At 71.3% G+C, this 25231-nt stretch carries 28 protein-coding genes and 1 pseudogene; 16 read left to right on the plus strand and 13 right to left on the minus strand.

The window, feature by feature from the left end; all coding sequences use genetic code 11:
• Window positions 1–7: 7 nt before the first annotated feature.
• Window positions 8–622 carry a superoxide dismutase gene (locus ACEN8D_RS16925; protein WP_070418340.1) on the plus strand — a complete coding sequence of 205 codons (615 nt, stop codon included), beginning with the start codon at window positions 8–10 and terminating at the stop codon, window positions 620–622.
• Window positions 623–722: 100 nt separating this feature from the next.
• Here the strand turns inward: ACEN8D_RS16925 and ACEN8D_RS16930 are convergent, their stop codons facing one another.
• Window positions 723–1298, minus strand: coding sequence for a TetR/AcrR family transcriptional regulator (locus ACEN8D_RS16930; RefSeq protein WP_309780054.1), 576 nt, complete (start codon window positions 1296–1298; stop codon window positions 723–725).
• A gap of 161 nt (window positions 1299–1459) precedes the next feature.
• Here ACEN8D_RS16930 and ACEN8D_RS16935 point away from each other — a divergent pair, with 161 nt between their 5' ends.
• Window positions 1460–2434, plus strand: a complete 975-nt coding sequence (locus tag ACEN8D_RS16935; protein ID WP_495601079.1) for a carbohydrate kinase family protein — start codon at window positions 1460–1462, stop codon at window positions 2432–2434.
• A 51-nt stretch (window positions 2435–2485) separates the two neighbouring features.
• Here ACEN8D_RS16935 and ACEN8D_RS16940 read toward each other — a convergent pair whose 3' ends face one another.
• From ACEN8D_RS16940 to upp, 5 genes are all read right to left on the minus strand, one after another.
• On the minus strand, window positions 2486–3931 hold the full coding sequence (locus tag ACEN8D_RS16940; RefSeq protein WP_413461802.1) for a serine hydrolase domain-containing protein: 1446 nt from the start codon (window positions 3929–3931) through the stop codon (window positions 2486–2488).
• A complete protein-coding gene (locus tag ACEN8D_RS16945; RefSeq protein WP_413399651.1) occupies window positions 3928–5277 on the minus strand; it encodes a cryptochrome/photolyase family protein in 1350 nt (449 codons plus the stop codon). Before ACEN8D_RS16945 ends, ACEN8D_RS16940 begins: the two co-directional genes overlap by 4 nt.
• On the minus strand, window positions 5274–5786 hold the full coding sequence (locus ACEN8D_RS16950; RefSeq protein ID WP_413399652.1) for a MarR family winged helix-turn-helix transcriptional regulator: 513 nt from the start codon (window positions 5784–5786) through the stop codon (window positions 5274–5276). Before ACEN8D_RS16950 ends, ACEN8D_RS16945 begins: the two co-directional genes overlap by 4 nt.
• A gap of 282 nt (window positions 5787–6068) precedes the next feature.
• Window positions 6069–6839, minus strand: a complete 771-nt coding sequence (locus ACEN8D_RS16955; protein ID WP_070418345.1) for a winged helix-turn-helix domain-containing protein — start codon at window positions 6837–6839, stop codon at window positions 6069–6071.
• Window positions 6840–7311: 472 nt separating this feature from the next.
• A complete protein-coding gene (gene upp / locus ACEN8D_RS16960) occupies window positions 7312–7947 on the minus strand; it encodes a uracil phosphoribosyltransferase (protein ID WP_070418346.1) in 636 nt (211 codons plus the stop codon).
• Between the two features lie 76 nt (window positions 7948–8023).
• Here upp and ACEN8D_RS16965 point away from each other — a divergent pair, with 76 nt between their 5' ends.
• Window positions 8024–8455, plus strand: a complete 432-nt coding sequence (locus ACEN8D_RS16965) for a nucleoside deaminase (RefSeq protein ID WP_413461433.1) — start codon at window positions 8024–8026, stop codon at window positions 8453–8455.
• A gap of 10 nt (window positions 8456–8465) precedes the next feature.
• On the opposite strand, the gene ACEN8D_RS16970 is transcribed toward ACEN8D_RS16965, so the two are convergent.
• Both ACEN8D_RS16970 and ACEN8D_RS16975 read right to left on the minus strand, forming a co-directional pair.
• Complete coding sequence (locus tag ACEN8D_RS16970) at window positions 8466–8843, minus strand: hypothetical protein (protein ID WP_071296693.1); 378 nt, start codon at window positions 8841–8843, stop codon at window positions 8466–8468.
• Window positions 8844–8891: 48 nt separating this feature from the next.
• Entirely contained in the window at window positions 8892–9848 is a 957-nt protein-coding gene (locus ACEN8D_RS16975; RefSeq protein WP_309780047.1) for a cation diffusion facilitator family transporter, read from the minus strand.
• Window positions 9849–9912: 64 nt separating this feature from the next.
• Here ACEN8D_RS16975 and proC point away from each other — a divergent pair, with 64 nt between their 5' ends.
• Window positions 9913–10743: a pyrroline-5-carboxylate reductase gene (gene proC, locus ACEN8D_RS16980; protein WP_413399702.1), complete on the plus strand. Its 831-nt coding sequence runs from the start codon at window positions 9913–9915 to the stop codon at window positions 10741–10743.
• Window positions 10744–10939: 196 nt separating this feature from the next.
• Here the strand turns inward: proC and ACEN8D_RS16985 are convergent.
• Window positions 10940–12175: pseudogene (locus ACEN8D_RS16985) on the minus strand (MFS transporter); the annotation flags it as partial.
• Window positions 12176–12226: 51 nt separating this feature from the next.
• Between ACEN8D_RS16985 and ACEN8D_RS16990 the strand changes: the two are divergent.
• Window positions 12227–12814, plus strand: coding sequence for a TetR/AcrR family transcriptional regulator (locus ACEN8D_RS16990; protein WP_413461432.1), 588 nt, complete (start codon window positions 12227–12229; stop codon window positions 12812–12814).
• Window positions 12815–12874: 60 nt separating this feature from the next.
• Here ACEN8D_RS16990 and ACEN8D_RS16995 read toward each other — a convergent pair whose 3' ends face one another.
• Together ACEN8D_RS16995 and ACEN8D_RS17000 are read right to left on the minus strand one after the other, a co-directional pair.
• Window positions 12875–13567: a potassium channel family protein gene (locus ACEN8D_RS16995; protein WP_175473676.1), complete on the minus strand. Its 693-nt coding sequence runs from the start codon at window positions 13565–13567 to the stop codon at window positions 12875–12877.
• A complete protein-coding gene (locus tag ACEN8D_RS17000) occupies window positions 13560–14993 on the minus strand; it encodes a TrkH family potassium uptake protein (protein ID WP_413398672.1) in 1434 nt (477 codons plus the stop codon). Before ACEN8D_RS17000 ends, ACEN8D_RS16995 begins: the two co-directional genes overlap by 8 nt.
• Window positions 14994–15065: 72 nt before the next feature.
• Between ACEN8D_RS17000 and ACEN8D_RS17005 the strand changes: the two genes are divergently transcribed.
• The 5 genes from ACEN8D_RS17005 (at window position 15066) to ACEN8D_RS17025 (ending at window position 16691) form a co-directional block, all read left to right on the plus strand.
• On the plus strand, window positions 15066–15581 hold the full coding sequence (locus ACEN8D_RS17005; RefSeq protein ID WP_309886360.1) for an ArsR/SmtB family transcription factor: 516 nt from the start codon (window positions 15066–15068) through the stop codon (window positions 15579–15581).
• Window positions 15582–15662: 81 nt separating this feature from the next.
• On the plus strand, window positions 15663–15857 hold the full coding sequence (locus ACEN8D_RS17010) for a helix-turn-helix domain-containing protein (protein WP_022902482.1): 195 nt from the start codon (window positions 15663–15665) through the stop codon (window positions 15855–15857).
• A 118-nt stretch (window positions 15858–15975) separates the two neighbouring features.
• Window positions 15976–16074, plus strand: coding sequence for a 30S ribosomal protein bS22 (locus ACEN8D_RS17015; RefSeq protein WP_003792170.1), 99 nt, complete (start codon window positions 15976–15978; stop codon window positions 16072–16074).
• Between the two features lie 72 nt (window positions 16075–16146).
• Entirely contained in the window at window positions 16147–16401 is a 255-nt protein-coding gene (locus ACEN8D_RS17020) for a glutaredoxin family protein (RefSeq protein ID WP_071296698.1), read from the plus strand.
• A complete protein-coding gene (locus ACEN8D_RS17025) occupies window positions 16398–16691 on the plus strand; it encodes a Dabb family protein (protein WP_229086360.1) in 294 nt (97 codons plus the stop codon). The genes ACEN8D_RS17020 and ACEN8D_RS17025 overlap by 4 nt, the downstream gene beginning before the upstream one ends.
• Window positions 16692–16771: 80 nt before the next feature.
• Here ACEN8D_RS17025 and aspS read toward each other — a convergent pair whose 3' ends face one another.
• Together aspS and ACEN8D_RS17035 are read right to left on the minus strand one after the other, a co-directional pair.
• Window positions 16772–18112 carry an aspartate--tRNA(Asn) ligase gene (gene aspS / locus ACEN8D_RS17030; RefSeq protein ID WP_309780043.1) on the minus strand — a complete coding sequence of 447 codons (1341 nt, stop codon included), beginning with the start codon at window positions 18110–18112 and terminating at the stop codon, window positions 16772–16774.
• 229 nt (window positions 18113–18341) lie between these two features.
• On the minus strand, window positions 18342–18716 hold the full coding sequence (locus ACEN8D_RS17035) for a MerR family transcriptional regulator (RefSeq protein ID WP_413398674.1): 375 nt from the start codon (window positions 18714–18716) through the stop codon (window positions 18342–18344).
• A 53-nt stretch (window positions 18717–18769) separates the two neighbouring features.
• On the opposite strand from ACEN8D_RS17035, the gene ACEN8D_RS17040 reads away from it, so the two are divergent.
• The 6 genes from ACEN8D_RS17040 to ccsB all read left to right on the plus strand — a co-directional run bounded on the left by ACEN8D_RS17040 (window position 18770) and on the right by ccsB (window position 25010).
• Window positions 18770–20260, plus strand: coding sequence for a SulP family inorganic anion transporter (locus ACEN8D_RS17040; protein ID WP_413398673.1), 1491 nt, complete (start codon window positions 18770–18772; stop codon window positions 20258–20260).
• A gap of 68 nt (window positions 20261–20328) precedes the next feature.
• A complete protein-coding gene (locus tag ACEN8D_RS17045; RefSeq protein WP_092386333.1) occupies window positions 20329–20985 on the plus strand; it encodes a histidine phosphatase family protein in 657 nt (218 codons plus the stop codon).
• Window positions 20982–21599: a TlpA family protein disulfide reductase gene (locus tag ACEN8D_RS17050; RefSeq protein ID WP_083403531.1), complete on the plus strand. Its 618-nt coding sequence runs from the start codon at window positions 20982–20984 to the stop codon at window positions 21597–21599. The genes ACEN8D_RS17045 and ACEN8D_RS17050 overlap by 4 nt, the downstream gene beginning before the upstream one ends.
• A gap of 45 nt (window positions 21600–21644) precedes the next feature.
• Complete coding sequence (locus tag ACEN8D_RS17055; protein ID WP_071296728.1) at window positions 21645–22343, plus strand: cytochrome c biogenesis CcdA family protein; 699 nt, start codon at window positions 21645–21647, stop codon at window positions 22341–22343.
• Window positions 22327–24018, plus strand: a complete 1692-nt coding sequence (resB, locus tag ACEN8D_RS17060) for a cytochrome c biogenesis protein ResB (RefSeq protein ID WP_261647093.1) — start codon at window positions 22327–22329, stop codon at window positions 24016–24018. Before ACEN8D_RS17055 ends, resB begins: the two co-directional genes overlap by 17 nt.
• A 5-nt stretch (window positions 24019–24023) precedes the next feature.
• A complete protein-coding gene (ccsB, locus tag ACEN8D_RS17065; protein WP_071296730.1) occupies window positions 24024–25010 on the plus strand; it encodes a c-type cytochrome biogenesis protein CcsB in 987 nt (328 codons plus the stop codon).
• The last annotated feature ends 221 nt before the right edge of the window (window positions 25011–25231 follow it).

Raw genomic sequence — 25231 nt, forward strand, 5'->3', positions numbered from 1 at the left:
AACTCACATGGCTGAGTACACCCTGCCGGAGCTGCCGTACGACTACGCCGCACTCGAGCCGCACATCAGCGGCAAGATCATGCAGCTGCACCACGACAAGCACCACCAGACCTACGTGACGGGTGCGAACACCGCGCTCGAGCAGCTCGCCGAGGCCCGTGAGTCCGGCAACCTGGCGAACGTCAACAAGCTCGAGAAGGACCTTGCGTTCAACCTCGGTGGCCACGTCAACCACTCGATCTTCTGGACCAACCTCGGCCCGGACACGAAGGTCCCCGAGGGCGAGCTCGCCGCGGCGATCGACGAGTTCTTCGGCTCGTTCGAGAAGTTCCAGGCCCAGTTCACCGCCGTCGCCACGGGCATCCAGGGCTCCGGCTGGTCCGTCCTCGCCTGGGACACCGTCGGCCAGAAGCTGACCACGTTCCAGCTGTTCGACCAGCAGGCCAACGTGCCGTTCGGTCTCGTGCCGATCTTCATGCTCGACATGTGGGAGCACGCCTTCTACCTCGACTACCTCAACGTCAAGGCGGACTACGTCAAGGCCGTGTGGAACATCGTCGACTGGGAGAACGTCGCCGCGCGCTTCGCGAACGCGAAGTCGCAGAGCTTCGTCACCCTCTGAGACGGGCGCAGCGGGTCACGGTGGTGACCCGGTGAACGACGGGAGGCGCGGTGCCGGCTGGCACCGCGCCTCCCGTCGTTCGTCGGTGCGCGTCGACCGCTCAGGCCGACTGGACGTGGGCCCCGGCGACCAGCTCGTGCGCGATCGCGCGCAGCGCGGCGTCGGGCGCCGTGCGCTCGCGGTCGACGATTGTGCCCCACTGCACGCCCCGAGCCGCGAGGACGGCACCGCGGGCCGCTCGTTCGGCGTCCACCGCGCCGTAGCCGTGTTCGGCGCACCAGGCGGCGATCGCGCTCACCTGCGCGCGGTGGAAGGTGCGCTCGCGATCACGGCCGTCGAGCGACTCGACCGATCCGAGCTCGAAGGTGAGCCGGGCGGCGAGGGAGCGCTCGGGGTCGTCGAGCCCGCCGAACACCGCGATGAGGTAGTCGGTCAGCCCGAGGTCGTCGGCGCCGGGGTCGAGCGTGACGTCGGAGACGGATTCCGCCAGGTGTTCCACCACGGCGTCGATCAGGGCTTCGCGCGTGCCGAAGTGGTACACGATCGGGTAGGCGCTCGTCCCGAGCACCCGGCCGAGGCTGCGGACGGAGACGTCCTCGAGCTTGGTGTCCTGCAGGTGCTCGGCCACCTTCGCGATGATCGCCGGCTTGAGTGTCGGGTCGGGCTTGCGGGGCATGGCGTCTCCAGCGGGCGTGATGGGCAGTACGCGACAGTTCACATACGATCACAGAGTATATTACCGGGCGCCACCGGGAGACAGCCGGGAATCCATCGCATGTGCGAGCTTTTTCAGCAGCAAAAGCGGAGTTTTACTCGATTCCACGTAGGATGGGCCTGATGTCCATGCCTCCAGAGCGCCCTGTGGCCCCGTCGCGCCCCGAGGCACCCCGTGCCGGGCGGGCGGTCGCAGGGCGCCGCCGCGGGGCGGGGAAGCGATTCCTCGTGGTCGGCGACGTCCTCGACGGCGTGCTCGTGCACACCACCGCGGTGTCCATGGGGTCGCACGACCCGGCCGCGGTCATCCGACACCGACCGGTCGGCGCCGCGGGCAACACCGCGACCTGGCTCGGCTGGCTCGGTGCCGACGTGGACCTGGTGGGTCGGGTCGGCGTCGACGACGTCTACCGGCACGAGCGATCGCTCGCCGACGCCGGCGTCCGCGCGCACATCCGCTACGACGCCCGGACCGCGACCGGCGCCGTCGTGTCCGTGCGGAACGGGAACGGTCGGACCGCGATGTCCGATCCCGCAGCGAGCGGGGTGCTGTCGGCGGAGGACCTGCCGGTCGACCTCGTGGCGCGCGCGGACATCGTGCACCTGACCGGCTCGGCGATGCTCGGCGGAGGCGGTCCGGACCGCATCGCGGCACTCGTCGCCCAGGCCCGGTCCGGTTCCGCCCGGGTGTCCCTCGACCCCTCGTCCGCCGCGGTGGTGCGTGCGGTCGGTGCGTCGGAGTTCCTCGAGGCGCTCTCCGGCCTCGATGCCCTCTTCCCGAGCGAGGACGAGGCCCTCGCGCTGACCGGAGCACCCACCGTCACGGAGGCGATCGAGTCGCTCGCCGACCGCGTGCCCCTGGTCGTGGTGACCATGGGGACCGAGGGCGTCCTGCTCGGGCGGCGTGGTCGGACGCCGCAGCGGGTGCCGATCACGCCTGCGACGGTGGTGGACACGCTCGGCGCCGGGGACGCGTTCGCGGCGGGGTTCCTCCGTGCGTGGGCGACCGATCCGGTGCGGGTCGCGGCGGCTGCGCGCGAGGGCGCGCGGGTCGCGGCGCGGGCGCTCGGGTTCGTGGGCGGGCGTCCGCCGGTCTGACGCTCGCGCGTCAGCGCTCGCTGGGTGCGGCCCGGTCCACTGGTCGCGGCGTCAGCGCTCGCTGGGTTCGGCCCGGACCACCAGGGTCTGCACGAGGCCGGCCGCGAGCGGCGCCAAGCGGATCTCGACCCGCAGACGACCGGCCGTCCCCGGCAGCCACCAGCGCAGGTGCGACGGGGCCAGGGACTCGTCGGCCACCGGTTCCGCGTCGAGGTCGGCACCGACGGCCGCCACCGCCTCCGCGATGGCCCGGCGGCGTCGTTCGTACGGCACGTCCATCGCCACGTTCGGCGTGCAGATCGCATCGGCGAGGTCGTCGTCCCAGTGGGCCAGGAGGCGCGTCACGGCAGCCTGCGCCGCCCGCGTCGCGTCCACGGTCGGCCCGGTGCCGGGTGCACGGACCGCCGCGGCGGTCCCGCGGGCGGTCAGCACGAGGTCGAGCGCCCGGTCCGCCGCCGCCGAGACCTTCGCCTGCGTGGCGTTCTCGAAGGCGACGACGCCGAGGCCGTCCCGGACCGACCACCGCATGTGCGCCGAGAACCCCGGGTACCCGCCGGAGTGCGAGACGAGCTCGCCGATTGCCGGGTCCTGCTCGACGAACAGCCCGAAGCCGTAGGCCGTCGCGCGGCTCGAGGTCGGCACCACCGCTCGGGGCACGACCCGCATCGCCTGCTGCATGAGTCGGCGGTCGGCGGGGGAGACCGGTCCGGGTTCGGGCGCCTCGGTGAACGCCGACGCGAGGTGCCGACCCCAGCGGGCCAGGTCGGTGACCGTCGAGAAGAGCCCGCCGATCGACGAGAACGCGCCGGGACCCGACATCGGCAGCGGCTCCCACGTGCCGACGCCCGCCCCGTCAGCGGCGGGGCGCACGCCCGTGACCACGTGACCGCGGGCGTCGTCGGCGCGGAAGACGGTGTCGCGCAGGCCGAGGGGGTCGAGGACGAGCTCGGTCGCGACCTCGGGGAAGGGACCGCCGGCCACGACGGCGATCGCCCTGCCGAGCAACGCGTACCCGGTGTTCGAGTAGGCGAACCGGGTGCCCGGGACCGAGTCGAACAGGAGCCCGGCGCGCAGGACGTCGTCGAACTCGGCGTCGGAGATCGACTCCTGCCGGTCGGCCCACGGATCGTCGGTCGGGAAGCCGCCGGCCATGGTGAGGAGCATGCGCAGCGTCGGCACGGGGGAGTCGGCGGTGGGCAGCACGACGTCCGCGAAGGCGGGCACGAAGTCCGTGATCGGGGCGTCCAGCCGGACACGGTCGTCCGCGACGAGGGCGAGCAGGGTGGCCGCCGTCACGCTCTTCGTGCAGGAGGCGATCCGGTACACGGTGTCGGCGTCGGGAGCGACGCCGTCGCCGCGGTCGCCGTGCCCGCCCGAGGCGACGAGCCCGGTGCGGTCGAACACGCCCCAGACGCTGCTCGGTGCGACGCCGCGTTCGACTCGTTCGCGGAACAGCGCGTCGACGTCCGCGATCACCTGCGGATCGGTGCCGCTCACGACCGGCGCATCCGGTCGTACGCGTCGAGTGCCCGCTGCCGGGTCTCCTTGAGATCGAGCATGGGCTCCGGACGGTCTTCGTCGGCGGGGACCCAGCGGTGCACGTACTCGCGGTGCGGGTCGAACCGCTCGAGCTGCCGGTCCGGATTGAACACCCGGAAGTACGGCGCCGCGTCGAACCCGGAGCCGGCGACCCACTGCCAGTTCGCCGCGTTGTTGGCGGAGTCGGCGTCGACGAGGGTGTCCCAGAACCACTGCTCGCCCACGCGCCAGTCGACGAGCATGTTCTTCACGAGGAAGCTGGCCGTCGCGAGCCGGACCCGGTTGTGCATCGCACCCGAGTGCCAGAGCTCCCGCATGCCCGCGTCGACGAGGTCGAACCCGGTCCTCCCCGTGCGCCAGCGGTCGACCTCGGCGTCCGGGACGTCCCGCCAGGGGAAGGCGTCGAACTCGCGCCGGACGTTCACCGTGGTGATGTCCTCGCAGTGGAAGTACTCGTTCCAGTTGAACTCGCGCCAGGCCAGCTGCCGGAGGAACGCTGAGGCGTTCCTGCGCTGCTCGGGCTCGAGCTGGCCGTGCAGGCGGTGCCAGACCTGGTACGGGCTGACCTCGCCCCACCGCAGGTGCGGGGAGAGGTCGCTCGTGGCGGCCATCGCGGGTTCGTCGCGCTGGTCGTAGTCCTCGAGCGCATGGTGCACGAAGTGTTCGATCCGCCGGTGCGCGCCCTGCTCGCCGGGTTCCCAGGCGTCCCGGAGGCCGCCGGCCCAGTCGGGGTGCGTCGGCAGCAGGTCCCAGTCGTCGAGGTCGTCACTCGCGACCCGGGGCGCCGCGGGGAGGTCACGCGGCTTGGGCAGCGGGTGGCGGGGCTCGGGCATCGCCTGGGCGGCACGCCAGAACGGCGTGAACACCTTGTACGGCTCGCCCTGTCCGGTGAGGACGGTCCACGGTTCCCAGAGCAGGCTCGCGGCGAAGCTGTGCGCCTCGGTCCCGCCGTCGGTGAGCGTCGACTTGATGCCGGCGTCGAGGTCCCGCTCGGCTCGGCCGTACCGGCGGTTCCAGAACACCGCGTCGGCGCCGGTGTCGGACACGAGCGCGTCGACGGCCTCGGCAGCTGGCCCGCGGCGGAGGACCAGTCGGGACCCGCGTTCGCGGAGTTCACCGTCGAGCGCGGCGAGCGAGTGGTGCAGCCACCACCGTGCCGCAGCCCCGATCGGGCGGATGCCGGGGGACTGCTCGTCGAGGACGTACGCGACCGTGACGTCGCCGCCGTGGTCGATCGCTGCTCGGAGTGCCGGGTTGTCCGCGAGACGGAGGTCGTCACGGAGCCAGACCAGGGCGCCGGTCACACCGCTGCCGCGTCGACGTCGGACGCCGCCCGGGTCGCGCCACGTCGGGGTGAGGCCGCACCGGCCGCGGTCCGGAGCTTCGTGCAGAGTTCGGTGAGCGTGCGCAGCTCGGCGTCGTCGAGGCCGGCACCGACCTGGTCGGCGATGGTCTGCGCGTGCTGGACGGCGACGGCGCGGTACACGTCGAAGCCGTGCGCGGTGAGGGCCACGATCACGCCGCGGGCGTCGGCAGGGTCCGGCTGCTTCTCGACGATGCCGCGCGCGGAGAGCCGGTCGACCAGGCGGCTGACGCTCGGCTGCGTGAGGAGCAGGTGACCGGTGAGTTCGCGCATCCGGCATCGGCGGCCCGGCTGCGTGGAGAGGTTGAAGCAGACGTCGTACTCGTTGAACGAGATCTCGCCGCCCGGGAAGTCGGCGTTGAGCGCGCGCATCACCGTGACCTGGGCGCGGAAGAGCGCTTCCCAGGCCGCGACGGCGGTCGCCTTCTCGCTGCGGCGTGGCTCGTTCACGATCCCGCTCCCTCTGGTCGTACGGTCATGCCACACTACCGACGGCCTGGGACACGCGATGCTGCTGACGCGCAGCCGTGTCCGCCGGGACGCAACGAGGGCCGGTCATCACGGGGATGACCGGCCCTCTCCCTTGCACCAAGAGTGTCCTGCAATCACATTCCACAGGCGGTGCCACAGCAAACACCGTCTGCACGCACGACTGTATAACGAACGGGTAACGACGCGCTACCGGACGCGGCGGTCGTTCGCTGCGAGTTCACCAAGAACGACCGATCAGGATCAGAAGAGGTCCGGCGACGGCGTCGATGCGTAGCGCACGGCGACGTCCGCGTGGCGGTCGAAGCGGTAGCCGACACCGCGCACGGTGCGGACGATCTCCTCGAACGCGCCGAGCTTCGAGCGGAGGCGACGGACGTGGACGTCGATCGTGCGCTCGTTCGGGGTCTCGTCCTCGCCGTCCGACCACAGGCCGTCGATGATCGCCGAGCGGTCGACGGTCTGGCCCTCGCGGAGGACGAGGAACTGCAGGAGCTCGAACTCCTTGTACGTCAGGGGAGCGGCCTCGCCGTCGAGCGTGACGCGCTTCCGGGAGATGTCGATGACGACCCCGGTCTCCTCCGGCTCGGGCTTCTCCGCCTGCTTGCGGGCGGCCACGGCGGAGCGGTCCTGCAGGGCGAGCCGGACGACGTCGACGTCACGGCCGCCGGAGCCCTCGGCGGCGACGGCCACCGCGGCGTACGTCTCCGAGGTCGGGACGAGCTGCGCGGTCAGGGCCTTGAGCTGCTCGACGACCGCAGCGAGGGTCGTGCCCGCCGCCGCTGCCTTCGCCTCGTCGATGCCGACGTAGAGGGCGAAGCCGCGTGCCTCGGTGCCCTCGGGCAGGGCACGGTTGCGCTGCGGGGCGACGACCGGGCTGGTCGGCACGCCGGTGGCGACGGGCGGCGCGACGGGCTCGCGACGCGGACGGATCGGGGTCACGGTGCCGAGGTCGGTCGGCGCGGGTGCGGCGGTGCGGAGGGCGGTGCGGGGCTGAGCGATGGTGAGCGACATGGCGGTTCTCCGGGCGATGTGGCTGCGGTGTCGAGGTGTGCCGCGGCCGTGTCGAATGCGTCGGTCCGGGTACGGCGAGTGCCGTGGGCTCTGCGGTCCTGCTGCGGACCGGGGCCGACCCGGGGGTACGGGAGACAGACCTCGTGACGTGGTGCGCGTCGTCGACGTGGTCGTCACCCGGGGATCACGCTCGCGCGACGGGGGTGGTGTCGCGGGGGATCCGGCTGGAACGGGTGCCGATCAGGCACACATTCGACAACGCATGACGGCCGTGGCCGGCATCATCATGCCGGCGGTCCCCTGGGCCTCGGAGAGGACGCGGGTGGACACGGTTGCAGTCATGGGACGAGTATCGGTGGGATACCAACGTCGTGTCAACCGTCCGCACGGACGGTGCCGTGCACCGGACAGCAGACGGACAGGAGGCGCGGTGCCAGCCGGCACCGCGCCTCCTGTCGGAACGTGGTCGTGTCTACTCGGCGAGACCGTAGAGGCGGTCGCCCGCGTCGCCGAGGCCTGGAACGATGTAGCCGTTCTCGTCAAGCTTCTCGTCGAGCGCACCGAGCACGATCGAGACGTTGCGGTCGCCCACGGCGGCCTCGACCGCGGCGAGCCCCTCGGGCGCGCCGAGGATGCAGACACACGTGACCTCTTCCGCACCGCGGTCGAACAGGAAGTCGATCGCGGCCGCGAGGGTGCCGCCCGTGGCGAGCATCGGGTCGAGGACGAAGCACTGCCGGCCGGAGAGGTCGTCGGGCAGGCGCTCGGCATAGGTCTGCGGCTCGAGGGTCTCCTCGTTGCGCGCCATGCCGAGGAAGCCGACCTCGGCCGTGGGGACGAGCTTGACCATGCCCTCGAGCATGCCGAGCCCGGCACGCAGGATCGGCACGACGAGCGGGCGCGGCTTCGCGATCGAGACGCCCATGGTGTGTGCCACCGGGGTGTCGATCGGCGTCGCGGTGACCCGGACGTTGCGCGTGGCCTCGTACGCGAGGAGCGTGACGAGCTCCTCGGTGAGGGCGCGGAACGTGGGGGACGGCGTCGTACGGTCGCGGAGCACCGAGAGCTTGTGGGTGATGAGCGGGTGGTCGGCGACGTGGACTCGCATAGGGTCGAGCCTACCGTGCTGCCGACCGCCAGGAGGTTCCGTGGAAGCACCCGCCGCCCGCCCGTTCGTCCCCGCGATGGAACGCGCGCTCGACGAGGCCCGCGCGTGCCTCGCGACCGGGGACGTCCCGGTGGGGGCGGTCGTCCTCGACCGGGACGGCGCGGTCATCGCCGTGGGACGGAACGAGCGCGAGGCGCGACAGGACCCCACGGCGCACGCCGAGGTCCTGGCGCTCCGGGCGGCCGCGGCGGCGATCGGCGACTGGCACCTCGAGGAGCACACCCTGGTGGTGACGCTCGAGCCGTGCCCGATGTGCGCCGGTGCGGTCATGGCGGCCCGGGTGCCGCGGATCGTGTTCGGCGCGTGGGACCCGAAGGCCGGCGCGAGCGGGAGCGTCTACGACGTCGCGCGGGACCGCCGGCTGCCGCACCGGTCCGAGGTGATCGGCGGGGTGCTCGAGGGGGCGTGCGCCGCGCTGCTCGACGCGTTCTTCGCCGAGCGTCGCTGACCGGTGGGCGTCACTTCCAGAGGACCGCGACGAACACGTTGACGATCGCGAGCGCCCCGGCCGAGTGGAAGAACGGCAGGGCGGCCTTCGCCGTCGCGGTGCCGGCGTCCGCCCGCTTCTGACGTGCCCGCGCGACGAGCGCCAGCACGAGCGCGACCGCCGCGATGACGAGCTTCACGCCGAGCTTGACGTGGTTCGCGCCGCCGTCCTGCGTCGCGTCGATGATCCCCATCATCCCGAGGCCCGTGACGAGCTGCACGACGAGGCCGGTGATCGGCCAGGAGGTCTGGAAGCCGCCCTTGCGGCGGACCTGCACCAGGAAGGCACCGATGACGGCAGCGAGACCGAGGAAGTGGAGGACGAGCAGGATGCTGAAGAGCGCCGACATGTGACCATCGTGGATGACCGGCCACGGCGCTCGCCAGCAAGGTTCCCCTTAGTCTGCGGCGCGGATCACGATCGCCTCGGTCGGCGGGCGGGGGCCCGTCCGGAGCACGTCGGGTTCGACGTAGATGACGCGTGCGATCGGCACCGCCTGCCGCACCCGGTGCTCGACCGTGTCGATGCCCGCGGCGACGTCGCCGAGCCGTCGGTCGCCGTCCACCGCGACCTTCACGCCGACCATGAGCTCGTCGGGGCCGAGGTACAGGGTCTTGATGTGGATGATCGAGTCGACCTCGGGCCCGTCGAGCACCGCGTGCTTGATGCGCTCGACGTCGGCCGCGGTGGCACCCTCGCCGACGAGGAGGCTCTTCGTCTCGATGCCGAGCACGACCGCCACGGCGATGAGCAGCGCGGCGATGCAGATCGTGCCGATCGCGTCGAACACGCCGTTGCCCGTGATCGCGGTGAGGCCGACGCCGAACAGGGCGAAGACGAGGCCGAGCAGCGCCGCGGTGTCCTCGAGCATCACGACGGGCAGCTCCGGGGCCTTGGCGCGGCGGACGAACTGCACCCAGCTCTGCCGGCCCTTCTGCGGTCGTGCTTCCTTCAGTGCGGTGCGGAGGGAGAAGCCCTCGAGCCCGATCGCGATGACGAGCACCACGAGCGGCAGCCACCAGTTCTCGAGCGGGTGTGGGTGGGTGAGCTTCTCGATGCCCTCGTAGAGGGAGAACACCCCGCCGACCGAGAACAGGATGATCGACACGACGAACGCGTACACGTAGCGCTCACGCCCGTAGCCGAACGGGTGCTCCTCGTCGGCGGCACGCCGGGCACGACGGCCGCCGAGGAGCAGGAGGAGCTGGTTGGCGGAGTCGGCGAGCGAGTGGACGCCCTCGGCCAGCATCGAGGCGGAACCGCTGATCGCCGCGGCGATGAACTTCACGATCGCGATCCCGACGTTCGCACCGAGTGCGGCGAGGATCGCCCTCGTGCCTCCAGAAGCGCTCACAGCTGTCCCCTTCTCCCGATCTGTTGGACGATCCTAGGCGAGGGTGCTCGGTAGGGTCTGGGGCATGACGATCGAACTGCCCCGCACCGCCCTGCTCGGCGTCGGCTCCATGTCCGGCGCGGTCCTCGACGGCCTGCTCGCCGCCGGTCTCGACCGGGCCACCGTGACCCTGACGACGAAGTCGGAGCAGTCCGCCGCGGCACACCGGGAGCGTGGCCTGGACGCCACCGCCACCGACACCGACCCCGACGCGAACCGGGCAGCGGTGCGCGGCGCGTCGCTCGTCGTGCTCGGGGTGAAGCCCTACGCGATCGGTGACCTGCTCGACGAGGTCTCGGCGGACCTCGAGCCGGGGACCGTCGTCGTGAGCGTCGCCGTGGGGACGACGACCGCGAGCATGGAGGCGAAGGTGCCGGCCGGTGTCCGGGTCGTCCGGGCGCTCCCGAACACGCCGATCGGCGTCGGGCACGGGGTGACCGGGATCAGCGCCGGAGCCTCCGCGGACGCCGACGCCGTTGCGCTCGCGTCCTCCGTGTTCGACGCGTCCGGTGTCGTGATCGAGGTGCCGGAGTCCCAGCTCGACGCGCTCTCCGCCGTCTCGGGCTCCGGGCCCGCCTACGTCTTCCTCCTCGTGGAGCAGTGGCAGCAGGCCGCCGAGTCGCTCGGGTTCTCCCACGACCAGGCCGAGGCGATGGTGCAGGGGACGCTCCGCGGTGCCGTCGAACTGCTCGCCGCCTCCGGCAAGGAGCCCGCCGACCTGCGGAGGGCCGTCACGAGTCCGAAGGGGACCACCGAGCGTGCCGTCGCGGTGCTGCAGGACGCCGATCTCGAGGGGACGTTCGAGCGGGCGTCCCGCGCGGCGATCGCCCGCGCCGAGGAGCTGGCGAAGGGCTAGCGGTCGTCCCGGCACGTCCGGCCCGGACCATCGCCCAGACGACGAGCACCCCGGCGAGCACGGTGAGCACCGACCCGCCGATCGTCACCGCGTGGTCGAACGCCACCCCCTGGGCGTGGGTCCACGGCGTCGCGGTGAGCGACCCGGCGAACACGGCACCGAGCACCGTGCCGGCGATCGCCACCCCGACGGCCGAGGCCACCTCGGACGAGGTGTCCACGAGGGCGGCGCCGATCGTCGTGCGATCCTCCGGCAACCCGCGCAGGACGTTCGTGCCGGCGACCACCCCCACGACCCGCATGCCGGCGGCGACGAGCACGAGCGCCAGGGCGATCCACCCGTAGCCGAGCGGCCCGAGCACCGTGTACACCGCGAGCCCGACGACCACGGCGGCCGCGCTCGACCAGGCGGCGTGCCCGAGGCCGACGCGCCGGACGAAGGGTCCGACGAACGCGCTCCCGGCCACGAGCACGGCCACCTGCGGGAGCATGCCGATCGCGGCGAGGGCCGGCGGCCACCCCCAGGCGAGCTGCAGGTGCAGCGTCACCAGGTAGCCCAGTCCCGCGACCGCGAGGCCCGTGGCCGCCTTGTACGCGAGGCCGCTCGAGACCAGCGGCCGGGCGACGAGCGCGAGGTCGAGCAGCGGGTGCTCGACGCGGCGCTGTCGCACGGCGAACCAGACGCCGCCGCCGATCGCGCCGGCCGTGGCCGCCCAGGCCGTCCAGTCGTCGAGCCCGCCGTCGGCGAACCGCGTCGGCGCGACGAGGGCGAGGACGATCGTCACGGTCCCCAGTGCCGCTCCGGTCCAGTCCACGGGAGCCCGGTGCAGCCCCGCCGGATCGTCCGCAGTGACGCCGACGCGGATCCCCACGAACGCGAGTGCGGCGATCGGGACGTTGACGAGCAGGAGCACCTGCCAAGGCGCGACGGCGAGGACGAGTCCGCCCACCGTCGGTCCCACCGCGAGCCCGACGAGCCCGACGGTGGAGATCACCGTGATCGCCCGGACCCGCCGCTCGTCGTCGTCGAAGAGCCGGAACGCGAGGGCCATCGACCCGGGGGTCGTCATCGCCGCCGCGATCCCGGTGGCGACCCGGACGGCGACCAGCTGGTCGGCGGTGGTGACGAACGCGGTCGCGAGGCTCGCCAGCCCGAGGAGCACGAGCCCCACGAGCATCACCCGGCGTCGACCGTACCGGTCCGCGACGGCACCCGCGGCGAGCATGAGCCCGCCGAACACCACCGAGTACGCCGTCGTCACCCACTGCAGCCCGGTCGCGCCGACCTGCAGCTCACGACCGATCGTGGGGAGCGCGACGTTCAGGACGGAGTTGTCGAGCATCTCGAACAGGAAGACCGCGGCGAGCCCGGCGAGGGCGACACGCGATCCGCGCAGGGATCGGGGAGAGTGGGGGGACCGGACGGCGTTCATGCGTCTATGTTAAGTCAGTAAACTGAGTGAGTCAACCAACAAGGAGTCCGCATGCCCAGGAGTGCGCCCCGCGGCGGGCCGGAGACCCGTGCGCGGATCGCCGAGACCGCATCCGGGATGTTCGCCGAGCACGGCTTCGACGGCGTCACCGTCGCGCAGGTCGCGAAGGCCGCCGGGGTCTCGAGCGTCACGGTCTTCAAGCACTTCCCGCGCAAGGAGGACCTGTTCCTCGACCGGTCCGCCGAGACGGTCGCGCTGTTCGTCGCAGCCGTCGACGACGTTCCGCGTGACGAGGCGCTCGACGCGCTCGAGGCGCTCGCACTGCGTCTGGTCGACGAGCGCGCGCCGGTCTCCGGGCTGGCGCCCGGCGCGCACGCGTTCTTCCGGACGGTCGCCGGCTCGTCCGCCCTGCAGTCGCGCGCGCTCGAGCTCGTGGCCGGGGCGCAGCGCGCGCTCGGGGACGCCGTCGGCGACCGACTCCTCGCAGCCCTCTTCGTCGCCGGCTACGCCACGGTCTTCGTCGGGACGGCACGGGCCGTCCTCGCGGGGGAGGACGAGGACACCGTCGTCACGGCGCACCGCGCCGGGCTGGAACGGCTCTTCCGCGCACTCCGGGACGGCGTCGCGTCCGCGACGTGACCGGCTGACGGACTGGAGGGACGGTGCGGGCCCGCCCCGCGCCTCCTGTCCGTCCCGTCCTCACTCCAGGGCGGCGAACCGTTCCAGCGCGCTCTCGGTCCCCGAGACGATGATGACGTCGTTCTGGCCGATCACGCTCTCCGGCGTCGCCGGGACGAAGGCCTCGCCGGGGGTCTTGATGCCGAGCACGGTCAGGCCGAAGCGCGTGCGGATCACCGTGGTCGCCAGGTCCTTGCCGCGGACCGACGCCGGCGGGAACATCTTGACCACGGCGAAGTCGTCGTCGAACTCGATGAAGTCGAGCATCCGGCCGGACACCAGGTGTGCGGTGCGCTCGCCGGCCTCGCGCTCGGGGTAGACGACGTGGTTCGCGCCGATCCGGGACAGGATCGTGCCGTGCGACCTGCTGATCGCCTTCGCCCAGATCTGCGGGATGCCGAGGTCGACGAGGTTCGCGGTGATGAGCACGCTGGACTCGAGGTCGCTGCCGGTCCCGACGACGGCGATCGGGAAGTCCTGCGCACCGATCTGCCGCAGGGCGTCGATGTCGGTCGCGTCCGCCTGCACCGCGTGCGTGACGCGGTCCGACCACTTCTGCACGAGGCCGGCGTCGGTGTCGACGACGAGGACCTCGCGGTCCTGCCGCTCGAGCTGCCCGGCGGTGGCGGCACCGAACCGTCCGAGGCCGATGACGAGCACCGGAGCATCGTGGCTGACGGCGCCGAGCGGGTGCGGACGGTTGCGGTCAGCCAACGATCGGCCTCTCCTCGGGACGGCGGAACAGTTGCCGGCTCTGGCTGGCGGCCAGTGCAGCGGCGATGGTCACTGTACCGACACGGCCCAGGAACATCGTCGCCGCGAGCACGTACTTGCCGGACTCGGGCAGGTTCGCGGACACCCCGGAGGACAGCCCGCACGTCGCGAACGCCGAGATGACCTCGAACAGCACGCGGTCGAGGGACTCGTGGGTGATCTGCAGGAGCACGACGGTCGCGACGGCCACGATGGTGGCGCCCCAGAGCACGACCGCCACGGCCACGCGCAGGACGTCGCTCGGGATGCGCCGGCCGAACGCCTCCATGCTCTGGCGCCCGCGCGCCTCGGCGACGGCGGCGAGGAACAGGACCGCGAGCGTCGTGACCTTGATGCCGCCGGCGGTCGAGGCCGAGCCGCCGCCGATGAACATGAGCATGTCCGTGACGAGCAGGCTCGACCCGTTCAGCTGGTCGAAGTCGACGAGGGAGAAGCCGCCGGACCGGGTCATCGTGGAGAGGAAGAGGGCCTGGAACGCCGTGCGACCAGCGCCCTCCTCGCCGAAGGTGGTCGGGTTCGATGCCTCGAGCGCGATGTACACGGCCGCGCCGCCGACGAGCAGGACCGCGCTCGTCGCGAGCGTGAGCTTGACGTGGATCGGCCAGCGGCGCGGCGTGCGGAGCTGCTTCGTCAGGGCACGGATCACCGGGAAGCCGATCGAGCCCGCGACCACGCCGACCATGAGCAGCGAGAGGAACCAGTAGTCGTGCGCGAACGGGGTGAGTCCGCTGGCGTTCGGCGCGAAGCCGGTGTTCGTGAACGCCATCGCCGCGTAGTAGAAGGAGTCCCCGACCGCCGTCCAGAAGGGCATCCCGGCGATGAGCACGGACGGCAACAGGAGGAGCCCGAGGACGATCTCGATCGACAGGGTGCTCACCGCGACCGTCGCGAGCAGGGTGCCGACCTCGCCGAGACGGACGGCCTGGCCCTCGGGCACGGCGCCGTGGTGGGTCCGCAGGGGGTTCGAGTCGCCGGCCGCCATGAGCTTCGCGCGGAGTCCGAGCTTCCGGGTGACGAAGAGGCCGAGGATCGAGGCGAACGTCAGGACGCCCACGGCCCCGATCTGCGTGCCGATCACCACGAGGGTCTTGCCGAACACCGACCAGTGCGTCGCCATGTCCACGGTGGCGAGCCCGGTGACGCAGACCACCGACGCCGCGGTGAAGAGGGCGTCCGCGAAGTGCGTCGAGCGCCCGTCCGCCGCGGCCCACGGCGTCATGAACAGGCTCGTGAAGACGAAGATCAGCGCCACGAAGACGACGATCGCCAAGCGGGACGGCGACGAGCGGAGGGCGGTGCCGAAACGGGACGGCCGTCGACGGAGCGCTCCCGCCGAGCGGGACGGCGGCTCGTGTCGGTCGAGCATCGTATGCCTCCGTGGACATGGGCGGGACGGTTCGTCATGGTACATCCGTGACGCCCCGGCTAGCCTTGCCCCATGGCCGACATCTTCAGCGTCGTGGCGGACCCCACCAGGCGTGAGCTGCTCGGGACGCTCCTGTCCGCGTACGGCTCGGACGTCACCGGCGGCGAGCTCAGCGTCGGCCAGCTCGTGGAACGCCTCGGCGTCAGCCAGCCGACCGTGTCGAAGCACCTGCGCGTGCTCCGCGACATCGGCCTCGTGACGAGCCGCGAAGAGGGGCAGCACCGCTACTACCGCCTCGACCCGGAGCCACTCCTCGGCATCGAGGAGTGGGTCCTCCCGTTCACCGGCGCGGTGGACGCCGACGGCACCCCGGCCACGACGGCGTGGACGCTCGACGGGCAACCGGTCTCGGTCCGACGCTCCGGCACGGCGGGCAAGGCCACGGTCGAGGTCGGCACCGAGCTCGGCCGCGTGATGGCCGAGGCCTCCTACCGCGCGACCGCGGCGCTGTCCGGCGCGCAGCAGGGCTGGGAACGGGTCGTCGACCGCAGCCGGAAGCGCTTCACGCGTCGGGGCGACGAGGACTGAACGGGACCTGGACACCGGGTCGCACCCGCCCCTACAGTTGCCAGTGACCACACAGGTCACACCGATTCCCGAAGGCGGACCATGACCGGCAGTTTCGACGACGTGCGCTTCCTCACCGTCGCTGAGGTCGCCGAGATGATGCGCGTCTCCAAGATGACCGTCTACCGCATGGTCCACGCGGGGGAACTCCCCGCCATCCGCTTCGGCCGGTCCTTCCGCGTCCCGGAGTCCGCCGTCGCGGACGTCCTGCGCGGTGGCATCGCCGACGTCGGCTAGGCGGGTCCGAACCGGCCCGTTCGACATCGCGTCAGGCCTCCGCTAGACTCGGCGGGGTTGTTTTTCCGCGGTCTCGTTGGCCCGGTGTCCACACAACATCAGTCCGAGTGAGGTCCGTATGGGTTCTGTCATCAAGAAGCGTCGCAAGCGCATGGCGAAGAAGAAGCACCGCAAGCTGCTTCGCAAGACGCGCCACCAGCGTCGCAACAAGAAGTAGGCCCCGAGCCTGCAGCGTCATGCCCCGGTTCGCCGGGGCTTTCGCGTTTCCGGGGGCGGATATGGTGGTCCCATGCCCGCCGTGACCCTGCTGACCAAACCCGGCTGCCACCTCTGCGACGACGCCCGACCGGTCGTCGAACGCGTCGTGGCCGAACACCCGGGGACGACCCTGCAGGAGCTGTCCATCCTCGACGACGACGCCCTCCGCCTGGAGTACGCGGAGGACATCCCGGTCGTCCTGGTCGACGGGCGTGTCCACAGCAACTGGCACGTCGACGCCGACCGGCTCCACCGTGCCCTCGAGAAGGCCGAGGCCCGCGCATGATCCACCACGTCGTCTCCTGGACCCTGCGCGAGGACCTCGACCGCGCTCAGTCCGTCGAGCGGATCCGCGAGCTCCTCGTCGGGCTGATCGGCACCGTCGGCTCGATCCGTTCCCTGCAGGTCGTCGAGAACGTCGCCTACCCGGGGAAGAACCAGGACGTCGCCGTCGTGGCGACCTTCGACGACCTCGCCGGCCTCGACGAGTACCAGGTGCACCCGCAGCACCAGGCCGCGGCAGCGGAGATCCGCGGCCTGGTGACGGGGCGGGCGGCCATCGACTGGGAGAGCTGAGCCGCGCCTCCTGGCCCGCTCCGGCGCACGCAGAACGGCCCCCGTCCTCGGACAGGGGCCGTTCTCCGTGCAGCGGGTGACTACGGGGTGAGGCGCGTCGGGCCGCGGAACAGGTACGTGACCTCGCGGATGGACGGCTCGTGCAGCGCGAGCATGAGCACGCGCGCCAGGCCCATGCCGAACCCGCCGTGCGGCGGCACGCCGTAGCGGAAGAAGTCGAGGTACCAGCCGAGCTCCTCGGGGTCGAGGCCCTTCTCGACGGCCTGTGCCGTCAGGGTGTCGACACGGTGCTCGCGCTGTGCACCGGTCGAGATCTCGGCACCGTTGAACAGCAGGTCGTAGCTGTTCGTGAGCGTCGGGTCGTCGGCGTGACGCATGTGGTAGTAGGGGCGGATCGACGCGTCGTAGTCGGTGACGAAGACGAACTCCGAACCATGCGTCTCCTTCGCCCAGGCGCTCACGCGGCGCTCGCCCTCGGGGTCGAGGTCACCGTCGGCGCGGACGACCTCGTAGCCGCTGTCGGCGACGATCTTCCGGGCCTCGGCCAGGGTCACGCGCGGGAAGGGTGCGGTCGGGACGACGAACTCGAAGCCGAAGACCGCTTCGATCTCGGCGCCGTACTTCTCCTTGACGGCGGTGAAGCCGGCGACGAGGAGCTCCTCGTGCATGGCCATGACGTCCTCGTGCGACTCGACCCACGAGATCTCGGCGTCGACGCTCGTGAACTCGGTCGCGTGGCGGCTCGTGAACGACGGGTCCGCACGGAAGGCGTCGGCGATCTCGAAGACCGCGCCGAAGCCGGCCGGCTGCGCCATCTGCTTGAAGTTCTGGGGCGACTGCGCGAGGTACGCCGTCGTCTCGAAGTACTCGAGCTGGAAGAGCTCGGCACGCGACTCGGACGCCGAGGCCATCAGCTTCGGGGTGTGGATCTCGATGTAGTCGCGCTCGACCCAGTACGTGCGGAACGCGTGCTCCATCGTCGTCTGGATGCGGAAGATGAGGTTCTGCTTGCGGTTGCGCAGGTCGAGGAAACGCCAGTCGAGGCGCTTGTCGAGCGAGGAGTCGTCCGCGATCGGCGTCTCCGGGATGGCGGCGCTGATGACGGTCAGGTCGCCGACCTTGACCTCGAGCCCGCCGAGCTTGACGCGCTCGTCGTGCTTCAGGGTGCCCTGCACGTGCACGAAGGTGCCGTGCGCGAGGCCGGAGATCGCCTCGGTCGTCGCGAGTGCGGCGGCGGAGGCGTCGTCGCCCTCGACCGCTTCGCGCGTGGCGGGGTTGACGAGCTGTGCGGCGCCGGACTCGTCACGGAGGACGACGAACTGCACCTTCTTCTGGTCTCGGACGGTCTCCACCCATCCGGCGACGGAGACGGGGCCGTCGGGGCGTGCGGCGAGGTCGGCGATGCGGGTGCGTTCGATCACGGTGGTCGAGTCTACCGGTTGCGCCTCGGGCGCCGTCGTCGGGTGCGTTCGTCCCTCCACAGGTCGGCTGGCGTCCGGCATCGTCCACAGGGTGGGCCTGGAGGCGCGGGCCAGGTCCGATGGCTCCGTAGCGTTCCTGACGTGGCCGGGTCGCGAGCTGGAGGGAGGCCCCGCACGACGGCAAGGGTCGAGGGGCTCGCGGCCCGGCCGCCCGCGGCGGGGGGAGTTATTACGGGAGTGAAGCGCGCAGGGTGCCGAGTGTCCCGATGAACTCCTCGGCCATGCCCGCCCGCTCGACGAGCTTCGCGTGCCGCGCCCGCGCGTCCACGAGGAACTCGTCGAGCCGTGCGGCCAGCGCTGGCGCGTCCGCGGGCTCCTTCGCGGCCAGACCGTCGACGACCCGGAGCAGCTCGGCCATCTCGTCCAGCGTGAACCCGAGCGGCTTCATCCGCCGGATCACGAGCAGCCGTTCGAGGTCCTGTTCCGTGTAGACGCGGAACCCGCCGGTCGTCCGTCCGCTCGGCACGAGCAGCCCGACCTCGTCGTAGTGCCGGATCGTGCGGAGGGACATCCCGGCGCGGTCGGCCAGTTCGCCGATGTGCATCGTGGTGCTCACGGGGACGACTCTACCCTCACGTGAGGGTAGAGTTCAGGGCGATGTCCGTGACCACCCACGCTCCCACCGCTCCGAGCGTCCTCAGCGCCCTGCGTTCGCCCCGCCTCCTCACGCGCGAGGTCCTCGCCGGGATCGTCACCGCGCTCGCCCTCATCCCCGAGGCGATCTCCTTCTCGGTCGTCGCCGGCGTGGACCCGGCGGTGGGGCTCTTCTCGAGCGTCGTCATCGCCGTCGTGATCTCGATCGTGGGCGGCCGTCCGGCGATGATCTCCGCCGCTGCCGGGTCCGTGGCGCTCGTGATCGCCCCGCTCGTGCGCGACCACGGGATCGCGTACCTCGTCCCGACGATCGTTCTCGGCGGCCTCATCCAGATCGTGCTCGGCTTCCTCGGGGTCGCCCGGCTGATGCGGTTCATCCCGCGCAGCGTGAACGTCGCGTTCGTGAACGCCCTCGCCATCCTGATCTTCACCGCGCAGCTGCCGAACCTGTTCGGTCCGGACGTGCCGGCGGTGGTCTGGGCGCTGACGGCGCTCGGCGTCGCCGTCATCATCGGGTTCCCGTTCGTCACGAAGGCGGTCCCGGCACCGCTCGTCGCCGTCGTCGTGATCACCGCGATCACGATCCTGTTCGGCGTCGCCGTGCCCACGGTCGGCGACGAGGGTGCGCTGCCGAGCGCGCTGCCCGGGTTCAGCGGCATCACCACGCCGTTCTCGCTGGACACGCTGCAGACCATCGCGCCGTACGCGTTCGGCGTCGCGATCGTCGGGCTCATCGAGACGCTCCTCACCGCGCAGCTCGTCGACTCGATCACCGAGACCGGTTCGAGCAAGTGGCGGGAGTCGTGGGGCCAGGGCATCGCGAACGTCGCGTCGGCCTTCTTCGGCGGCACCGGTGGCTGCGCGATGATCGGCCAGACCGTCATCAACGTGAAGACGGCCGGGGCCCGGACGCGCATCTCCACGTTCGCCGCCGGAGCGTCGGTGCTCGTGCTGACGATCGTCCTGCACGACCTCGTGGCCGAGATCCCGATGGCCGCGCTCACCGCCGTGATGATCATGGTCTGCGTCGCCACCTTCGACTGGCACAGCATCCGCCCCCGCACGCTCCGGCGGATGCCCCTCGGCGAGACCGCGGTGATGGTGATCACCGTCGTGGTCGTCGTCGCCACGGACAACCTCGCGACCGGCGTGCTCGTCGGGGTGGTCGTCGCCGCGCTCGTCTTCGCCCGCCGAGCCGCCCACGTGGTGACCGTCGCGCGTGAGGTCGTCGACGAGCACACGGTCCGCTACCGGGTCCGCGGGGCGCTGTTCTTCGCCTCGTCGAACGACCTCGTCACCCGCTTCTCCTACGCCGAGGACCCCGAGCACGTCGTCATCGACATGTCCGACGCGCACGTGTTCGACGCCAGCACGGTCGCGGCCCTCGACGGGGTCGAGCAGCGCTTCGCCAAGCACGGGTCGACGGTCGAGGTGGTGCACCTCGACACCGGGTCCACGGCGCTCCACGGGCGGCTCTCCGGCGAACTGGGCTGAGTGGTTCCGCATCCGGTGAATCCCCTGTGCGGGCGGTGGGAACCCCTGAGCGACCTACACTGGAACCCATGCCCGCGTCCCGAATCCACCTCGTCCGTCACGGCGAGGTGCACAACCCGGACCGTGTCCTCTACGGGCGGCTCCCCGGCTTCGGGTTGAGCGACCTCGGCAAGCAGATGGCCCTCGCCTCCGCGACCGCGTGGAAGGACGCCGGCGTCGACGTCCGGCGGATCGTGGCCTCGCCGTTGCAGCGCACGCAGGAGTCCGCGGCGCCCTGGTCCGAGGCCTTCGGGCTCGAGGTCGCCCTCGACGAGCGGCTCATCGAGCCGACCAACCGATACGAGGGGCAGCCCCCGGGCTTCACCAAGCGTTCGCTCGGACGCCCGGCCGAGTGGCCCTGGATCGCGAACCCGTTCCGGCCGAGCTGGGGTGAGGCGTACGAGTCCATCGCGAACCGGATGCTCGCGGCGATCGCCACGGCGTGGGAGAGCGTCGACGACGGTGACGTCGTCCTCGTCAGCCACCAGCTGCCGATCTGGATGGTGCACCGCCGTCTCGCCGGCGAGCAGCTCTGGCACGACCCGCGCAAGCGACGCTGCGACCTCTCCAGCATCACCACCGTCGAGCGTGTACCCGCCACCTCGTCCGGTCGGTTCACCGAAGTCGGGTACGCGGACCCGGCGCAGGCCCTGCGCGCGACCGCCATCGACGAAGGAGCAGTGTGATCACCAGCAGGAGCAAGCGGTTCGCGGTGCTCGCGGCGACGGCGGTGACCGCCGCCCTCGTCCTGACGGGGTGCTCGTCCGACAACGACTCGCTGTCGAAGCAGTACGGCAGCGGCACGACCCAGAACTACATCTCCGGTGACGGCGCCGTGACCGAGGTCGCCGCCGACAAGCGCACCGACGCGGTCGACTTCGAGGCGAAGGACATCGACGGCGAGACCCTGTCGTCGAAGGAGCTCAAGGGCAAGGTCGTCGTCCTCAACTTCTGGTACGCCGGCTGCCCGCCGTGCCGCGCCGAGGCGAAGTACCTCAACACGGTCCACGACCAGTTCGCCGACGACGACGTCCAGTTCATCGGCGTCAACGTCCGTGACGAGCAGGCCACCGCCGAGGCGTTCGAGCGCACCTTCAAGGTCGACTACCCGACGGTGCTCGACCAGAAGACCGGCGCGATGCAGCTCGCGCTCTCCGGGCAGATCGCCCCGAACGCCGTGCCCGCCACGATCGTGCTCGACAAGCAGGGCCGCGTCGCCGCCCGCGTCCTCGGTGCGGTCGACGGCCCGGGCATCCTGAACACGCTCGTCTCCGACGAGTTGTCGGGCAAGGCTTCCTGACCCGTGTCCAGCAACCCCTTCGCCGACGCGATCCTCAGCGGGCAGATGGCCGTGGCGCTCCCCGTCGCGGCACTCGCCGGGCTCGTGTCGTTCCTGTCCCCGTGCGTGCTGCCCCTCGTGCCGGGCTACCTCGGCTACGTCGGCGGCGTCGCCGAGGGTGGACAGCGCCGCGGACGCGTGGTGCTCGGGGTGCTGCTGTTCATCCTCGGCTTCACCGCGGTGTTCGTGGCGTACACGACGGTCTTCGGCGCGCTCGGGTTCTGGCTCGTCCGGTGGCGTGACCTCATCACGCAGATCCTCGGCGTCGTCGTCATCGCGATGGGTCTCGTCTTCGTCGGCCGCTTCACCTTCCTGCAGCGCACGATCAAGCCCGGGTGGACGCCCGCGACCGGCCTGGTCGGTGCGCCCCTGCTGGGCATCGTGTTCGGGCTCGGCTGGACGCCCTGCCTCGGCCCGACCCTCGCGGCGATCAACCTGCTCAGCGTCCAGTCCGGCAGCGCCTGGCAGGGCATGTGGCTCGGTGTCGCGTACTGCCTCGGCCTCGGCGTCCCGTTCGTCCTCGTCGCGCTCGGCGCCGGCTGGGCCACGGGCGCGATCCGCGCCGTGAAGCGCCACATGCGCATCGTCAACATCATCGGAGGAGCGATCCTGATCGTCATCGGTCTGCTCATGGTCACCGGCATCTGGTCGGCCGTCATGTCGAGCGTCGGGGCGGTGATCCAGACCTTTGTCCCCGCAGTCTGACCCCGACATCGACTCCACCGACACCTCGGCGGACCCGCAGCGACCGTCGGACCACGTCGACGGATCCGGCCCGGAGACGGCAGCAGGCGGGTCGGGCGACTCCGGCGTCAACCAGCCGAAGCTCGGGGCCGTCGGGTACCTCCGCTTCTTCTGGCGGCAGCTCACGAGCATGCGCACGGCGCTGTTCCTCCTCATGCTGCTGGCACTCGCGGCGATCCCGGGGTCCCTGGTCCCGCAGCGCACGGCCGACCCGAACGGCGTCGTCCAGTACAAGGCCGACCACCCGCAGCTCTTCCCGGTCCTCGACAAGCTGCAGGTCTTCGACACCTACACGTCGGTGTGGTTCTCGGCGATCTACCTGCTGCTCTTCGTCTCCCTGATCGGCTGCATCGTCCCGCGCACGAAGCACCACTGGCAGGCGCTGCGCACCCGACCCCCGAAGACCCCGGTCCGCCTGAGCCGTCTGGCCGGCTACCGCTCGGTCGCCGTCGACGGCGAGGGCGTCACGCCGGAGCACGCGGTCACCCGCGCGATGGCGATCCTCAAGCGCTCCGGCTACCGCGTCGAACGCTTCGGCGACTCGGTGAGCGCCGAGCGCGGCTACCTGCGCGAGACCGGCAACCTGGTGTTCCACGCGGCGCTCGTGGGCGTGCTGCTCGCGGTCGGTGTCGGCGGCGGGTTCGGGTACACCGGTCAGCGGCTCCTCGTCGAGGGCCAGACGTTCTCGAACGTGCTCGGCTCGTACGACTCGTTCAACCCCGGTCGCTGGTTCCAGCAGAGCGACCTCAAGGGCTACAACTTCACGCTCGACAAGTTCGTCACCAAGTACGAGGAGCGGAACCTCGACGCCCTCGGCCAGGCGCTCGACTACTCGGCGACGGTCACGACGCAGGAGAAGGGCGGCTCCAAGCAGACGAGCCGACTCGGCGTCAACGACCCGGTGAGCGTCGGCGGCACCAACGTCTACCTCCTCGGCAACGGCTACGCGATGGACGTCACCGTGCGCGACGGCGACGGCAACGTGGCGTTCCAGGACACCGTGCCGTTCCTCCCCGAGGACGCGAACTACACGTCGACCGGCGTCATCAAGGTGCCGGACGCGCTGCCGGACCAGCTCGGCATGGTCGGGTTCTTCTACCCGACGGCGTCGAAGCTCTCGACCGGCGCGTACGCGAGCGCCTACCCGGACGACCAGAACCCGCTGCTGACCCTGCAGGTCTACACGGGTGACCTCGGGCTCGACGACGGCGTCCCGCAGAGCGTCTACACGCTCGACACCAGCGGCCTGCAGCAGATCGCGGGCCGCCAGTCCAAGACCGCCAGCGTCGAGCTGAAGCCCGGGCAGACCAAGACCCTGCCGGACGGCGCGGGGTCGATCACGTTCGACGGGGTGAAGCGCTACGTCTCGCTCGACGTCCACCACGACCCGTCGCAGCTGTGGGTCGGCGGGTTCGCCGTGCTGTCCGTCCTCGGGCTCCTCACGTCGCTCTTCGTCCCGCGCCGTCGCGTGTGGGTGAAGGTCGTGCCGCGCCGCGACGGCAGCGCCGACGCCGAGCCGGGCTACGACCTCGAGTACGCGGGCCTCGCACGCGGCGAGGACCCGAACCTCGAACGGGCCGTGGCGGACATCGCCAAGCGCCACACGTCGGACCTCGGAGTTAGGATGCCCCAGTGAACGACATGACCACGAACCTCGCGACCTACTCGGTCGTGCTGACGTACTCCGCCATGGCGGTCTACGTCATCGCGTTCATCGCGTTCGCCCTCGACATGGCGAAGCGGGCCGGCAACGTGACGGCTGCGTCCGACGCCGCTGCGGCACCCGCCGCCGGCGCGGAGCGGACCGTCGCGACCGTCCAGGGCGGCACCGTCGTCCTCGAGCAGGTCGCCGTCACCGACGAACGAGCCGGGCGCCGCGGGACGAAGTTCGAGCGGGTCGGCATGGCGATGACGATCCTCGCGCTCGTGCTGCACGTCGCGTCCGTCGTCCTGCGCGGGATCGCGGCCGACCGCGTGCCGTGGGGCAACATGTTCGAGTTCTCCCTGACCGGCACGGCGCTGATCACCCTGATCTTCCTGCTCGTGCAGTTCTGGCAGAACCTGAAGTTCCTCGGCGTCTTCATCACCGGCCTGACGATCATCCTGCTCGGCATCGCGACCGTGAACTACTGGGTGCCCGTCGTGCCGCTGCAGCCCGCGCTGCAGTCGTACTGGCTCGTCATCCACGTCTTCGTCGCCATCGCCGGCACGGGCTTCTTCGCCCTGGGTGCCGGACTCGCCGTGGCGCAGCTCGTGCAGACCTACCGCCAGGGTCGGACCGCCTCGGGCAAGCTCCGCTTCATGGAGACGCTGCCGGACGCCGACCGGCTCGAGGTCCTCACCTACCGTGTCCTGCTCGTCGGGTTCGTCCTCTGGACCTTCACGCTCATCGCCGGTGCGATCTGGGCCGAGCGCGCCTGGGGTCGCTACTGGGGGTGGGACACGAAGGAGGTCTGGACCTTCATCATCTGGGTGGTCTACGCCGGGTACATCCACGCGCGTGCGACCCGCGGGTGGCGTGGCGCGCGGTCGTCGTGGCTGGCCCTCATCGGCTTCGCCGCGGTGATGTTCAACTTCTCGGTCGTGAACGTGTTCTTCAAGGGCCTGCACAGCTACTCCGGACTCTGATCCGGACGGGTCGCTGATGCGGCCCAGGTCGCGACCACCACCGGACGGGAGGCGCGGTGCCAGCTGGCACCGCGCCTCCCGTCCGTCGTCGGCGCGAGTCCGAGGCGCGAGCCCGAGGCCCGAGCCCCGGTGCGAGCCCAGGCGCGAGCCCAGGCGCGAGCGCGAGGTCGCGCAATCCGTCGCCCGGCGCGCGTCGGAGCGACCGAACGTGCGACCTCGGC

The sequence above is a fragment of the Curtobacterium sp. Curtsp22 genome (assembly GCF_059492135.1).

What these genes read in the sequence shown, in the direction of transcription:
- ACEN8D_RS16925 (WP_070418340.1), top strand. Translation starts at nt 8, where the DNA reads ATGGCTGAGTACACCCTGCCGGAGCTGCCGTACGACTACGCCGCACTC.
- ACEN8D_RS16930 (WP_309780054.1), bottom strand. Translation starts at nt 1,298, where the DNA reads ATGCCCCGCAAGCCCGACCCGACACTCAAGCCGGCGATCATCGCGAAG.
- ACEN8D_RS16935 (WP_495601079.1), top strand. Translation starts at nt 1,460, where the DNA reads ATGTCCATGCCTCCAGAGCGCCCTGTGGCCCCGTCGCGCCCCGAGGCA.
- ACEN8D_RS16955 (WP_070418345.1), bottom strand. Translation starts at nt 6,839, where the DNA reads ATGTCGCTCACCATCGCTCAGCCCCGCACCGCCCTCCGCACCGCCGCA.
- upp (WP_070418346.1), bottom strand. Translation starts at nt 7,947, where the DNA reads ATGCGAGTCCACGTCGCCGACCACCCGCTCATCACCCACAAGCTCTCG.
- ACEN8D_RS16965 (WP_413461433.1), top strand. Translation starts at nt 8,024, where the DNA reads ATGGAACGCGCGCTCGACGAGGCCCGCGCGTGCCTCGCGACCGGGGAC.
- ACEN8D_RS16970 (WP_071296693.1), bottom strand. Translation starts at nt 8,843, where the DNA reads ATGTCGGCGCTCTTCAGCATCCTGCTCGTCCTCCACTTCCTCGGTCTC.
- proC (WP_413399702.1), top strand. Translation starts at nt 9,913, where the DNA reads ATGACGATCGAACTGCCCCGCACCGCCCTGCTCGGCGTCGGCTCCATG.
- ACEN8D_RS16990 (WP_413461432.1), top strand. Translation starts at nt 12,227, where the DNA reads ATGCCCAGGAGTGCGCCCCGCGGCGGGCCGGAGACCCGTGCGCGGATC.
- ACEN8D_RS17000 (WP_413398672.1), bottom strand. Translation starts at nt 14,993, where the DNA reads ATGCTCGACCGACACGAGCCGCCGTCCCGCTCGGCGGGAGCGCTCCGT.
- ACEN8D_RS17005 (WP_309886360.1), top strand. Translation starts at nt 15,066, where the DNA reads ATGGCCGACATCTTCAGCGTCGTGGCGGACCCCACCAGGCGTGAGCTG.
- ACEN8D_RS17010 (WP_022902482.1), top strand. Translation starts at nt 15,663, where the DNA reads ATGACCGGCAGTTTCGACGACGTGCGCTTCCTCACCGTCGCTGAGGTC.
- ACEN8D_RS17015 (WP_003792170.1), top strand. Translation starts at nt 15,976, where the DNA reads ATGGGTTCTGTCATCAAGAAGCGTCGCAAGCGCATGGCGAAGAAGAAG.
- ACEN8D_RS17020 (WP_071296698.1), top strand. Translation starts at nt 16,147, where the DNA reads ATGCCCGCCGTGACCCTGCTGACCAAACCCGGCTGCCACCTCTGCGAC.
- ACEN8D_RS17025 (WP_229086360.1), top strand. Translation starts at nt 16,398, where the DNA reads ATGATCCACCACGTCGTCTCCTGGACCCTGCGCGAGGACCTCGACCGC.
- ACEN8D_RS17035 (WP_413398674.1), bottom strand. Translation starts at nt 18,716, where the DNA reads ATGCACATCGGCGAACTGGCCGACCGCGCCGGGATGTCCCTCCGCACG.
- ACEN8D_RS17040 (WP_413398673.1), top strand. Translation starts at nt 18,770, where the DNA reads ATGTCCGTGACCACCCACGCTCCCACCGCTCCGAGCGTCCTCAGCGCC.
- ACEN8D_RS17045 (WP_092386333.1), top strand. Translation starts at nt 20,329, where the DNA reads ATGCCCGCGTCCCGAATCCACCTCGTCCGTCACGGCGAGGTGCACAAC.
- ACEN8D_RS17055 (WP_071296728.1), top strand. Translation starts at nt 21,645, where the DNA reads ATGGCCGTGGCGCTCCCCGTCGCGGCACTCGCCGGGCTCGTGTCGTTC.
- ccsB (WP_071296730.1), top strand. Translation starts at nt 24,024, where the DNA reads ATGACCACGAACCTCGCGACCTACTCGGTCGTGCTGACGTACTCCGCC.